Source organism: Micromonospora xinjiangensis (assembly GCF_056150165.1).
Genome location: NZ_JAXCFO010000011.1, coordinates 39,190 through 50,730 on the forward strand (window position 1 = coordinate 39,190; position 11,541 = coordinate 50,730).

Here is an 11,541-nt window from a genome sequence, read left to right on the forward strand (position 1 = left end):
CGACGCGCGCACCTGCCGCCGGATCCCCGCTCCCGTTGCCGTTATGCCTCCACCGGCGTCGTGTCGGTGGGTGGACCTAGGCTCACCCACCGATCGACGAGGAGGCCGGATGCCGGTGCGGTTGACCGCGAGCGAGGCGCTCGCCCTGCGCATGACCAGCCTGCTGCTGCGGCCCCACCCCACCGCCCGTTCGGGCACGGTGGCCGGGGTGGTGGAGTGGTTCGGGGCGATGCAGGCGCAGGATCTGGCCAGCGGGCTCTGGTCGCTCGGCGCCCGGCTGCCCGCCCTCACGCAGGCCGACGTGCAGGCCGCGCTGGAGCGGCGGGAGGCGCTGCGCAGCTGGCCGATGCGCGGCACCATCCACCTCGTCCCGGCTCGCGACGCCCGCTGGATGCTGGAGCTCACGGGCGCACGCGCGCTGCCGGCCGCCGCGACGCGGCGGGCGGCGCTCGGCCTCTCCGAGCCGGACGCGGACCGGGCGGTGGAGGTGCTCGGCGACGCGCTGAGCGGCGGTGGCCGGCTCACCCGCTCGCAGTGCCTCGCCGCGTTGAACGCGGCCGGTCTCGGCACAGACGGGCAGCGCGGCTACCACCTCCTCTGGTACGCGAGCGTGCGCGGCGTGACCTGCCTCGCGCCGAACGTGGGTGCGGAGCAGACCTTCGCCCTGCTCGACGAGTGGGCGCCCGACCCGCACCTCCCCGGGCGCGACGAGGCGCTCGCGACGCTCGCCCTGCGCTACGTGCGCTCGCACGGCCCGGTGACCGACCGCGAGTTCGCGGGCTGGACAGGCCTGACCCTCACCGACGCGCGGCGCGGTCTCGCCGCCGCCGGTGACGCCCTGGCCGTCGTCGTCGTGGACGAGCAGGAGATGCGGGTGGACGCGGCGCTGCTGGACGCGCCGCGGCCTCCGGTCGACGAGATGCTGGTGCTGCCCGGCTTCGACGAATACCTGCTGGGCTACCGGGACCGGTCGCTCATGCTCGACCCCGCCCACCGCGACGCCGTGGTCCCCGGCAACAACGGCGTCTTCCAGCCCACGGTCGTGCGCGACGGGCGGGTGGTGGGCACCTGGAGACGCGCCGTCGGGCGCAGCCGGGTGACCGTCACCGTGCGCCCGCTGACCGCGCTGGGGCAACCCCGCGTCGAGCGCGCCCTCGCCCGCTACGCCGACTTCCTCGGCCTGCCGTTGCGGGTCAACTGGCCGGCCTGAGCGGCGAGGTCGGCGGTGGCCCGCGTCCGCCGGCCGGCCCGGGCCCCGGTCAGAGGCCCTGCCCGACCTCCACGAGGTACCCGTCAGGGTCGCGCAGGTAGCAGCGGATCTCCGTGCCGTGGTCCTTCGGCTCGGTGAGGAAGTCCGCACCCCTGGCCTTCCACTCCGAATAGAGCTTCCGGATGTCCCGGACCCGGATGTTCATGGCACAGCTCAGGACGTTGGGATCGGGGGGCACCCTGGCCTCCACCATCGGCTTGTCGTCCGTCGGACCGCCCTCGACGTTGATGATGATGTAGCTGTTGAAGAATCGCATGATCAACGGGTTGCGCTCGTGGACGCACGTCGCGCCGAAGACCCGCTCGTAGTACTCGCGGGAGCGGTCCACGTCCCGGACGATGAGCAGAGTCGCGAGGAACATGCCGTCCTCCGGCTCGAAATAGTCGGGAGCCGGATTGACCAAGGCCATGACTACCCCCGTTCACATCAACCGCGGCGTTCTCCCCGCTGGGAATCGGTGCAAACCCCGCAGCCGTCCGGCGTGGTCACCGCGATCGGGGCGCGCTCGGCGCGGCTCGTCGCCCCCGTCGTCAGTCCGCCGGTGCGGGGCAGGAAGCTCCCGGGGGTCACGCCCGCGCCGAGGGCCGGCGGGTCTCCTCCCGCCGGCCCTCGTCACCTCCGTCGTCAGTCCGCCAGTGCGCCCGCGGCCCGTCCCTCGTGCAGGGTCAGGTTGCGCCCGTTGGCCGGGTCGAACAGGTGGATCTTCTCCAGGTTGAACCAGACCCGCCGGTTCTCCCCCTCGGTCGCCGGCGACTCCGCGGACAGCCGGGTGACCAGGCTGGCGCCACCGCCGGTGAAGTCGGCCGCGCCCGCGTCGGCGGCGAGCTCCTCCAGCTCGGCGGCGCTGGCCCGCTCCCCCTCCACGCTGAAGTAGACGTACTTGTCCGAGCCCATCGACTCGACGATCTCCACCGGCGCCTCGAACTCCATGCCCCGCCGCCGGGTGTCCGCGTCGACCAGCTCGGCGTCCTCGAAGTGCTCGGGGCGCACACCGAGGATCAGTTCCCGGGGCGCGTCGGCGGCCTCCAGTTCCCGCCGGAGCCGGTCACCGACCGGCACGTCGCCGAGCGCGGTCCGCAGCCTCCCGTCCTCCACGGCGGCGTGCAGGAAGTTCATCGACGGGGAACCGATGAAACCGGCCACGAAGAGGTTCCGGGGGTGGTCGTACAGCTCCTGCGGCGGGCCGACCTGCTGCACCTCACCGCCCCGCATGATCACCACGCGGTCGCCGAGGGTCATGGCCTCGGTCTGGTCGTGCGTGACGTACACGGTCGTCGTGCCGAGCTGCTTCTGCAACCGGGACACCACCGTCCGCATCTGCACGCGCAGCTTCGCGTCCAGATTGGACAGCGGCTCGTCCATCAGGAAGGCCTTCGGCTGGCGCACGATCGCCCGGCCCATCGCCACCCGCTGCCGCTGGCCGCCGGAGAGGTTGGCGGGCTTGCGGTCCAGCAGCGCGGTCAGCTCCAGGACCTTCGCGGCCTCCTCGACCTTCTGGTTGATCGTCTCCTTGTCGAGCTTCTGCAGGCGCAGCGGGAACGCCATGTTCTCCCGCACGGTCATGTTCGGGTAGAGCGCGTACGACTGGAACACCATGGCGATGTCCCGGTCGCGGGGCGCCTTGTCGTTGACCCGCTGACCCCCGATGCGCAGCTCGCCCGAGCTGATGTCCTCCAGGCCCGCGATCATGTTCAGCGTGGTGGACTTACCGCAGCCGGAGGGGCCGACCAGGATCACGAACTCGCCGTCGGCGATCTCCAGGTCGACGTCCCGCACCGCGACGGTCCCGTCCGGGAACCGCTTGCTCACCTTGTCGAGCACGATGTCAGCCACGACTACCACCTATCCCTTGACTGCGCCGGAGGTCAGCCCGGACACGATGCGGCGCTGGAAGAAGAGCACGAAGAGGATGATCGGAATGGTGATCACCACGGCGGCGGCGCAGATCGCCCCGGTGGGGTCCTCGAACTGCGACTCGCCGGTGAAGAACGACAACGCCACCGGGACCGTACGGGCCCGCTCGGTCGAGGTGAGCGTGATGGCGAAGAGGAAGTCGTTCCAGCAGAAGATGAAGACGAGGATGGCCGTGGTGAACAGTCCGGGTGCGGCCAGCGGCGCGATCACCCGGCGGAACGCCTGGCCCTGGGTGGCGCCGTCCATCTTCGCCGCCTTCTCCAGGTCCCACGGGATCTGCTTGAAGAACGCCGACAGCGTGTAGATCGCCAGCGGCAGCGCGAAGGTGATGTACGGCAGGATCAGTCCCGGCCAGGTGTCGAAGAGCCCGAGCTGCCGCTCGATCTCGAACAGCGGGGAGACGAGCGACACCTGCGGGAACATCGCGATCAGCAGGGAGACCCCGACGAGCAGCCGCTTGCCGGGGAAGTCCAGCCGGGCGATCGCGTACGCGGCCATGGCGCCGAGCACCACCGCCACGAGGGTGGCGATCAACGCGATGCCTATCGAGTTCACCAGGGCCCGGACGAACTGGTCGGTGTCGAAGATCGTCCGGTAGTTGTCCAGCGTCCACTCCCGGGGGAGGAACTTCCCGTCCGTCAGGGTGGCCGGCGTCTTGAACGACAGCGACGCGATCCAGAGCACCGGGATCAGCGCGAAGACGACCACGACGACGTCCAGCAGGCCCCACCGCAGTTTGGCGCGGGTGGTGGTTTCGGTAGCCATCTCAACGCCTCTCGTCGTCGGAGCTGCCGGGGGCAGCGGTGCCGAAGAGCTTCACGAAGATGAAGGCGATGATCGCCACGGTGATGAAGATCAGCACCGACATCGTCGACCCGATGCCGAGGTTCAGGCCCCGGATCAGGTTGTTGTAGGCGAGCATCGACACCGACGAGGTCTCGTTGCCGCCGGCCGTGAGCACGAAGATGTTGTCGAAGACCCGGAACGCGTCGAGCGTGCGGAACAGCAGCGCGACCAGGATCGCCGGCTTCATCACCGGCAGCATCACCTTCGTGAACCGCTGCCAGGAGGTCGCCCCGTCGGTGGAGGCCGCCTTGAGCAGGTCGTCCGGCACGAGCGCCAGCCCGGCCATCAGCAGCAGCGCCATGAACGGGGTGGTCTTCCAGATCTCGGCCAGCATGATGATGGCCAGCGAGCTGGCCCGCTCGGTGAGCGGCGCGCCGTCGCTGAACAGGTTCGCCAGGTACCCGGTGCCGGGCGTCCACGCGTACCGCCAGGAGAACGCCGCGACCACCGTGACGATGCCGTACGGGATCAGCGCCGCGGTCCGCACGATGCCCCGGCCGACCAGCGTCCGGTGCATGACCAGCGCGAGGCCCATGCCGAGGACCAGCTCGATCCCGACCGTGACCACGGTGATCAGGACGGTCACCCCGAACGCCGTCCACCAGAAGTCGTTGGTCAGGACGGTGACGTAGTTCTCCAGCCCGACGAACTCACGCTCGTCGGGGAAGCGCAGGTCGAAGCGCTGCAGGGAGAGCCAGACCGAGTAGATGATCGGGTACGCGGTCACCGCGAGCATGACCAGCGCGGCGGGCGCGCAGAGCAGCCACCCGAGCCGGCGTTCGGCCTTCTTGTTCTCGCTCAGCGGGGCGCGGCCCCGCCGGGACCGCTGCGCCGGCACCGCCGCGTGCCGTCCGCCGCCGCGGGTGGCGGTCTCCTCGGCGGTCGCGTCGGCGCCCGCGGGCGTCGCGTTCACGCTCATGCCCCCGCCTCCCTTCGGTCGACGACGCCGGGCTCCCCGGCGCCGAGCTGCTCGGTGTGCCCGGTCACGGCAGCACCCCCTTCGACTCCAGCGCGTCGGCGATGGCGTCGCGCAGTTCGTCCGCGGTCTGCTGGGGCCGGATCTGCGCGGGCGGGGAGAGCACGGCCGACATCACGGTCGAGATGCTCTGGTAGGCCGGCGTCAGCGGACGCACCGCCGGTTCCTTCAGCTCCTCGACGATGGTGTCCTTCATGGGGTACGCCTCGGCCATCTCCGGGTCGTCGTAGACCTTCTCGATCGTCGGGGGGACGCCGTCGTTGATCGCGGAGAACTTCTGGTTCTGCTCGTTGCGCAGGCACCTGGCGGCCTCGAAGGACTCCCGGGGGTGCGCGGAGTAGGCGCTCACCGCGAGGTTGACCCCGCCGATGGTGACCTTGCTCGGGGTGTTCTCGTCGACCCCCGGCACCCGCGCCCAGGCGACCTGCTTCGCGAGGTCCGGGTTGGCCTCCTGCATCGCCGGGTAGACGAACGGCCAGTTGACCTGGAACGCGCCGCCGCCCGCCTGGAACTCCAGCCGGACCGGGTCCTCGGTGGCGTTGCTGAACGACGGCGACGTCACGCCGGAGGTGGCGAGGTTGCGCAGCTGCTCCAGCGCCCGGACGGTGCCCTCGTCCATCACCGCCCTGTTGCCGTCCTCGTTGAGGATCCGGCCGCCGGCGCTCTCGGCGAGGGTGTTGTAGAGGACCACCAGTCCCTCGTACTGGGCGCCCATGGTGAGCACCTGGTACGGCTTGCCCTGTCGCTTCAGGTCCTGCGCCGCCGAGATCATCTGGTCCCACGTCTTCGGCGGCTCCGGCACCAGGTCCTTGCGGTACCAGAGCAGCTGCACGTTGGTGTTCTTCGGCGCACCGTAGAGCCTGTCCTCATAGCGGGCGGTCTCCAGCGGCCCCTCGAGCGTGCCCTGCTCCACCTCGGCCCGGTCCTGCCCGGTCCACTCCAGGATCCAGTCGGCGCTGGCGAACTCCTGGGTCCAGGTCACGTCCAGGCCGAGCACGTCCATGCCGCTGTCCTCGGCCGCGAGCCGGCGGACCATCTGCACCCGCTGGTCGTCGGCCTGCCGCGGCAGCACCCGGTAGACGATCTTGTAACGACCGCCGGCCTGCGCGTTGCAGTTGTCGACGACCTTCTGGAGGTTCTGCTCGGGCGGGTAGTACAGGTTGATCGTGGGCGTGCCGCCGTCCCCACCGGAACCGCAGCCCGCCAAGGGTGCCGCCAGCGCCACCGCGGCGGCCGCCGCCACCACGCGCACCCGTGGTCGGCGTCGACGTACGGCCTCGTCAGGGTCGCTCATCACCCCTCCCCTCTGCTCGGCCACCTGCCGGGGAAGGTCACCGTGCCCCGGCGCACGGCGAGACGACCGGAGCCCTGACCACTGCGTGACCGACTCCGGACGTTTCGTGGTCCCAACACTGCCCGACCTGCGAACTCGCGAAACATCGCGAGGAGGAGACGCGATCAACAACAGTCCGTGTGAGCCGCCTCACCATCGGTGACCCTCAGGGCCCCGGCTGGTCGAGGTGGCGACGTCCGGAAGGGGGCTGCCGCGTACCTCGACACCACCACGTCCCAGAGGATCTCCGACGGCGGTCGCGGTCCGAGCGGGTCGGAGGGCGCCTCAGCGAAGGGGGGCGACCAGGTCGGCGACGTCGGCGAAGAGCCGCTCGCCGGCCTGCGCCGCGGCCGGTGAGACGGTGTCGAGGGTGAGGAACCCGTGCACCATCCCGGCCTCGCGGCGGTGCCGTACCGCGACGCCCGCGGCCGCCAGCCGAGCCGCGTAGGCGTCCCCCTCGTCGCGAAGCGGATCGTGCTCCGAGGTGACCACGACGGCGGGCGGCAGCCCGTGCAGGTCGGCGGCGAACACCGGGCTGACCGCGCCGTCGGCCCGCCGGGAGGGATCCGGGACCCACTGCTCGGCACCCCACGCGACATCGTCGATGTTCAGGCCCCAGCCGGTGGCGTAGGTCCGCGTGCTGGGGTAGGAGAGCGTCAGATCGGTGTTGGGGTACGCCAGGATCTGGGCGGCCGGCAGTGGGCCGCCGTCGTCACGCAGGCGCAGGCAGGTGAGGGCCGCCAGATTCCCGCCGGAGCTGTCGCCCATGACGATCGCCGGGCCCTCGATGCCGGCGCGCGCGCCCTCGCCGGTCGCCACCCACCGCACGACGTCCACGCAGTCGTCGACGGCCGCCGGCCACGGGTGCTCCGGCGCGCGGCGGAAGTCGACGCTCAGCACGGTGGTGTCGGTCGCGGCCGCGAGGCGGCGACACGCCCGGTCGTGCGACTCGAGGTCGCCGATCGCCCACATCCCGCCGTGCAGGAACACGACCAGCGGTCGAGCCGCCGCCGACGGCCGGTAGAGACGCGCCGGCACCGCGGACGAGCCGACCGCCAGATCCTCGACCGTGGCGATCTCGGGGCCCGGCGGGCGGGACTCGACCCGACGCCGTTGCGCGCGCCGCAGTTCCGCCGCTCCCACCGCCCGCGCCGCAGGTGCGGGATCGCGCCGCGAGCCCTCGATGAAGGCGGCCAGTTCGGCGTCGGCGAGGGCGGGTCGGCTCATGCCCGACAGGATGCCATCCGAGCAGCGCCGATGTCGCAGACGATCGCGCCGCGGAGGCGAGCAGCCGCCACGCGGGACGGACCCGCGGACGCGGAAGTTCGTCGTCGACCGACTTGCGCGGCTGTCCCACCCGTTCCGCATGATGGTCGGATGATCGCGCGATTCAAGGACCTCTGCCTCGACGCGGCCGACGCCCACCGGCTCGGCGCCTTCTGGGCCGGCCTCCTCGACGGGACGCTAGTCGACACCGGCGACGGTGACACCCGCGTCGACCCCCGGGCCGCCCGGTCGGACGCCGAGTCGATCTGGGTCAACACGGTGCCCGAGCCTCGCACCGTCAAGACCCGCGTCCACCTCGACCTGCGGCTGGCCGAGCCCGGGCCGGCCGCCCTGGAGGCGGCGGGCGCCCGGCTGGTCCGCGAGCCGGACGCGGAGATCGGGTGGTGGGTGCTCGCCGACCCGGAGGGCAACCTGTTCTGCGCGTTCCCGCCCCGGGAGGGGGCCGGGCCGGGCCCGATCGCGCTCGTCGTCGACTCGGCCGACCCCCTCGCCCAGGCGGCCTGGTGGGCTCGGGTGGTCGGTGGCAGGGTCGAGGCCAGCGAGCGGGGGCACGCCAGCCTGCGGGGCGCCGAGGGGTTCCCCTGGGACTACTGGATCTTCGACCCGGTGCCCGAACGCAAGACGGTCAAGAACCGGATGCACTGGGACGTCGACCTGACCGATCCGGAGCCGACCGCGCTGATCAGGGCGGGCGCGACGCTGCTGCGCGAGCCGGACGACGACGTCAGGTGGTGGGTCATGGCCGATCCGGAGGGCAACGAGTTCTGCGCGTTCGCGCCGCGTCCCACCCAGTGAGCGGGCCCGCTACCCAGGGCGGACCGGGTGCACTAGCGTTTCCCTAGCTCCGCTGCCAGCGCGTACGCCGTCGACGTCGATACGCCTCCGGCCGACCCCACCTTGCCCGATCGGTTGGTTCTTGCGGGAACTCCCACCGCCGATCCCTCGGTTGGGCAGGATCGTCCGCAACGAGGAGGTGCCGTCGTGCAGGACACCCGCGCTCTCGCCCTGACGTTCGAGGTGAGCGGCCTGCCACCGGTCAAGACCGAGGCGCTGTCCATCTTCGCCGCCGGCCACCGGCAGGCGACGAGGGTCCGCGCCCTGCTCGAGGCGGCCCTGGCGGCGGCCCAACGCAGCGGCTGGACCGCGCTCGCCGGGCCGATCGAGGTGGACCTCGTGCTGCGCTGCCCGCCGGGGCACCGCACCTCCGACGCGAGCACCCTGCTCGGCGGGGTGTGCGCGGTGCTCCAGGACAAGAAGCGGGTCGCCAACATCGGCCTGGCTCACCTCGGTGTCCTCGTGGATGTCGCACTGTATGAGGACGACCGGCAGATCCGCCGCCTGTCGTACGTCGAGGAGCCGGCCGAGGAGTACTCGTATCAGGTGCGGGTGTCCTCCGTACCGAACGTGGTTTGACCGACGGCCGCGGTGGGGTACCGCGGACGCCGAGGAAGGGAGCGCCGATGTCGGAGCCACATGTCACGCTCGACCCGCGCGGGCTGGACGCGGTGCAGCAGAAGCTGCGCGGCCCGCTGGAGGATCAGCTGACCTCGGCGCTCCAGGCGGCCACCGAACGGGTCCGGGCCGGCTACGCGGGCGAGCCCGTCGAACAGGTCTGCCAGCGGCTGCTCGACGAGACGCGGGCGGGCCTGCACCCCGACATCGCGGCCGGCTTCAACCCCGACATGGACGAGTTCTGCCGGGTGGCCGTGGCGATCGTACGCGGCACCGTCGTCTGACCGCCGGCGCGGGCCGGGCGCGTGGCCGGCCGACTGTCGATGCCCGCGTCCCCCGGCGGGCGCCTCGGCCCGCGGTCAGCGGCGCACGTCGATGAGGAGCGGCACGTCGACCTCGCCGTCGAGCACCTCGGCGAGAACCGCCTTGTGCTCGGCGTCGATCGGGAACGGCGAGTCCTGGAAGGCCCGCACCGCCGCCTCGTAGTCGGCGCACTCCACGACGTAGACGAAGAGCGGCCCGTCCGCCGCCTCGAGGACGAAACCCTGCTCGTGGGTGACACCCTCGGCCACGAACGTCTCGCGGATCTCGTCGGCGCGGCGCATGCCCTCGGCGAGCCACGCCTTGAGCCGGTCGACCTTGTCCGGCCGCACCCGCGACACCTTGATCTTGATCATCGACAACTCCGCCTCCGCTGCCCGTGGGCAGCCATCAGACCCGTCACAGAGTGAGACCTTCGCCGCGCGAGCGGCCGGTCCCGCCGCGCCAGGTTAGATCGCCACCGGCCCTCGGATGACGAGTTGTGACGCAGGGCATCCGCCCCGGGCAGTCCAAATCATGGGACGCGTCGAGCTGCGCCGATCAGGGCCGCAAACCCGGGGAACAGCTAAGACTCAGAAAGGCGCGCTGGCGAACGGGACACGTCCCACTCCACAGGACGCTGGGGGCGGGCGGCGCCGTCCGGCCGGCGGCAGGGGACCGCGCGGGCGCTCGACCGGGTGGCCGCATGGTGGGCGCCCGGCGTGGCGGCGGGCCGGCCGGCACGGGCGGTGCCCGCTCGCCTGGACGGGTCAGGACCGGGTCCGCAACTCCCCGGCCCTGACCCACACCGTCCGATGTGGGAGCGGACATCGTCGCGGTGACGGCGTGAGCGTGGCACGTCGCGCACGCCGGACCCACCGTGACGAGCCGGCCCGCATGCACTCAGCTCCACGTGCCCCACGACCGGACTTCGTGCGCCCCCGTCTCACCCCGAAGAGCCGTGAGCGCCGGCTCAGGTTAGGCGCGTTCCGCCGGGCCGGACAAGGCGCGCGGCAGCGGTGGGAGGCGTGATTGATGTCAACGTGGAAAACCGGCATGTCGGCGTAACGCCACCCCCTGTTCCAGCGCTGTTTCGGTTCGAGGCGGGCCTTCCGCCGACGCTCCGCCCGCGCGCCGGAAGGCCCGCGGAGCACGAGCGCGAGCGCCGCGAGATGCGGCAGGCGTACGCCCGTCCGGGCCGGGTCGTCGCTCGCCGGGAGCAACGGCAGCAGCGCCGCTCCGCACAGGAAGGTCACCGCCGCCACCCACCGGAACACGGCCGCTCCCTGTCGCACCGCCCGTCCGGCCGCGGTCAGAAGTGCCGGAGCAGGTCCGGGAAGGCGGCCAGACGCAGGACACCGTGGTCGGTGGGGTCCAGCACCTCGTCCTCCAGCACCCACGTGTTCTCGTTCGGGATGAAGACCGCGTTCATGCCGGCGGCCCGGGCCGGGAGGATGTCCGAGCGCGGTGAGTTGCCGATCATCCACGCGCCGGCCGGGTCGAAGCCGTGCTCGCCCGCCAGCCACCGGTACGTGTCGACGTCCTTCTCCCGCACGATGTGCGCGGCCCGGAAGTGGTGCAGCAGCCCGGACGCGTCGAGCTTGCGCTGCTGCTCCTCCTGGTCGCCCTTGGTGAGCAGCAGCAGGTCGTGCCGGCTGGCCAGTTCGAGGAGCGCCTCGGCCACCCCCGGCATCAGCTCGACGCGGTGCTCCACGAGCGCCACGGCGAGGCGGTCGATGTCCCGCCGCTCGGCCTCGGTGGCCGGCCGCTCACGCAGCCGCTCCAGGCACTCCCCCAGGCTCCGCAGGAAGACCTTGCTGCCGTAGCCGTGCGCCACCGCGTTGGCCCGCTCGATGTCGTCGAGGATGGCGCGGATCTCGGCCCGGTCGAGGGTGGGGTGGTCGAGCCAGGCCAGGAAGTCGTCGATCACCCGCTCGAAGACGACGTTGTTCTCCCAGAGCGTGTCGTCCGCGTCGAAGACCAGCACCTGCCCCCGGCGGCGGTCGTCCCCGTCGTACATCATCCGTCCCCTCGCTCCCCGTGGCCGGCACCGGCGGCGCCGGCGGCCGGCGGGCGCCGGTCCGGCCCGCCCGCACCCCGGCCGGGGACTCTAGTGCACACGCCCCCGCCGGCCCACCGGAAATCCGCCCGGCTCCGCACCCG

12 protein-coding genes are annotated in these 11,541 nt (G+C 72.0%); 4 read left to right on the forward strand and 8 right to left on the reverse strand.

Annotated features, from left to right (window positions below; translation table 11 throughout):
- The first annotated feature begins 109 nt into the window (after nt 1–109).
- Entirely contained in the window at nt 110–1,210 is a 1,101-nt protein-coding gene (locus SM573_RS27920) for a winged helix DNA-binding domain-containing protein (protein ID WP_474617408.1), read from the forward strand.
- Between the two features lie 49 nt (nt 1,211–1,259).
- On the opposite strand, the gene SM573_RS27925 is transcribed toward SM573_RS27920, so the two are convergent.
- From SM573_RS27925 to SM573_RS27950, 6 genes are all read right to left on the reverse strand, one after another.
- The gene (locus tag SM573_RS27925; protein ID WP_474614397.1) at nt 1,260–1,679 is read right to left on the reverse strand and encodes a VOC family protein; all 420 of its coding nucleotides are present in this window, start codon (nt 1,677–1,679) and stop codon (nt 1,260–1,262) included.
- Between the two features lie 215 nt (nt 1,680–1,894).
- Entirely contained in the window at nt 1,895–3,103 is a 1,209-nt protein-coding gene (locus SM573_RS27930; RefSeq protein WP_474614398.1) for an ABC transporter ATP-binding protein, read from the reverse strand.
- A gap of 9 nt (nt 3,104–3,112) precedes the next feature.
- Complete coding sequence (locus SM573_RS27935; RefSeq protein ID WP_474614399.1) at nt 3,113–3,949, reverse strand: carbohydrate ABC transporter permease; 837 nt, start codon at nt 3,947–3,949, stop codon at nt 3,113–3,115.
- A gap of 1 nt (nt 3,950) precedes the next feature.
- Entirely contained in the window at nt 3,951–4,949 is a 999-nt protein-coding gene (locus tag SM573_RS27940; protein ID WP_474614400.1) for a carbohydrate ABC transporter permease, read from the reverse strand.
- Nucleotides 4,950–5,013: 64 nt separating this feature from the next.
- Complete coding sequence (locus SM573_RS27945) at nt 5,014–6,300, reverse strand: ABC transporter substrate-binding protein (RefSeq protein WP_474614401.1); 1,287 nt, start codon at nt 6,298–6,300, stop codon at nt 5,014–5,016.
- Nucleotides 6,301–6,624: 324 nt separating this feature from the next.
- Nucleotides 6,625–7,566, reverse strand: coding sequence for an alpha/beta hydrolase (locus tag SM573_RS27950; RefSeq protein ID WP_474617409.1), 942 nt, complete (start codon nt 7,564–7,566; stop codon nt 6,625–6,627).
- A gap of 150 nt (nt 7,567–7,716) precedes the next feature.
- Here SM573_RS27950 and SM573_RS27955 point away from each other — a divergent pair, with 150 nt between their 5' ends.
- From SM573_RS27955 to SM573_RS27965, 3 genes are all read left to right on the forward strand, one after another.
- Entirely contained in the window at nt 7,717–8,421 is a 705-nt protein-coding gene (locus SM573_RS27955) for a VOC family protein (protein ID WP_474617410.1), read from the forward strand.
- Nucleotides 8,422–8,607: 186 nt separating this feature from the next.
- Nucleotides 8,608–9,039, forward strand: a complete 432-nt coding sequence (locus tag SM573_RS27960) for a RusA family crossover junction endodeoxyribonuclease (protein WP_474614404.1) — start codon at nt 8,608–8,610, stop codon at nt 9,037–9,039.
- A gap of 47 nt (nt 9,040–9,086) precedes the next feature.
- The gene (locus SM573_RS27965; protein WP_474614405.1) at nt 9,087–9,362 is read left to right on the forward strand and encodes a hypothetical protein; all 276 of its coding nucleotides are present in this window, start codon (nt 9,087–9,089) and stop codon (nt 9,360–9,362) included.
- A 75-nt stretch (nt 9,363–9,437) separates the two neighbouring features.
- Here SM573_RS27965 and SM573_RS27970 read toward each other — a convergent pair whose 3' ends face one another.
- Nucleotides 9,438–9,755 carry a DUF6176 family protein gene (locus SM573_RS27970; protein WP_474614406.1) on the reverse strand — a complete coding sequence of 106 codons (318 nt, stop codon included), beginning with the start codon at nt 9,753–9,755 and terminating at the stop codon, nt 9,438–9,440.
- Between the two features lie 935 nt (nt 9,756–10,690).
- A complete protein-coding gene (locus tag SM573_RS27975) occupies nt 10,691–11,398 on the reverse strand; it encodes an HAD family hydrolase (RefSeq protein ID WP_474617456.1) in 708 nt (235 codons plus the stop codon).
- Nucleotides 11,399–11,541: the final 143 nt, after the last annotated feature.

Bases quoted from the DNA above. Each gene is read 5' to 3' on its own strand.
- SM573_RS27920 (WP_474617408.1), top strand. From the start codon at position 110: ATGCCGGTGCGGTTGACCGCGAGCGAGGCGCTCGCCCTGCGCATGACC.
- SM573_RS27925 (WP_474614397.1), bottom strand. From the start codon at position 1,679: ATGGCCTTGGTCAATCCGGCTCCCGACTATTTCGAGCCGGAGGACGGC.
- SM573_RS27935 (WP_474614399.1), bottom strand. From the start codon at position 3,949: ATGGCTACCGAAACCACCACCCGCGCCAAACTGCGGTGGGGCCTGCTG.
- SM573_RS27940 (WP_474614400.1), bottom strand. From the start codon at position 4,949: ATGAGCGTGAACGCGACGCCCGCGGGCGCCGACGCGACCGCCGAGGAG.
- SM573_RS27945 (WP_474614401.1), bottom strand. From the start codon at position 6,300: ATGAGCGACCCTGACGAGGCCGTACGTCGACGCCGACCACGGGTGCGC.
- SM573_RS27950 (WP_474617409.1), bottom strand. From the start codon at position 7,566: ATGAGCCGACCCGCCCTCGCCGACGCCGAACTGGCCGCCTTCATCGAG.
- SM573_RS27955 (WP_474617410.1), top strand. From the start codon at position 7,717: ATGATCGCGCGATTCAAGGACCTCTGCCTCGACGCGGCCGACGCCCAC.
- SM573_RS27965 (WP_474614405.1), top strand. From the start codon at position 9,087: ATGTCGGAGCCACATGTCACGCTCGACCCGCGCGGGCTGGACGCGGTG.
- SM573_RS27970 (WP_474614406.1), bottom strand. From the start codon at position 9,755: ATGATCAAGATCAAGGTGTCGCGGGTGCGGCCGGACAAGGTCGACCGG.
- SM573_RS27975 (WP_474617456.1), bottom strand. From the start codon at position 11,398: ATGTACGACGGGGACGACCGCCGCCGGGGGCAGGTGCTGGTCTTCGAC.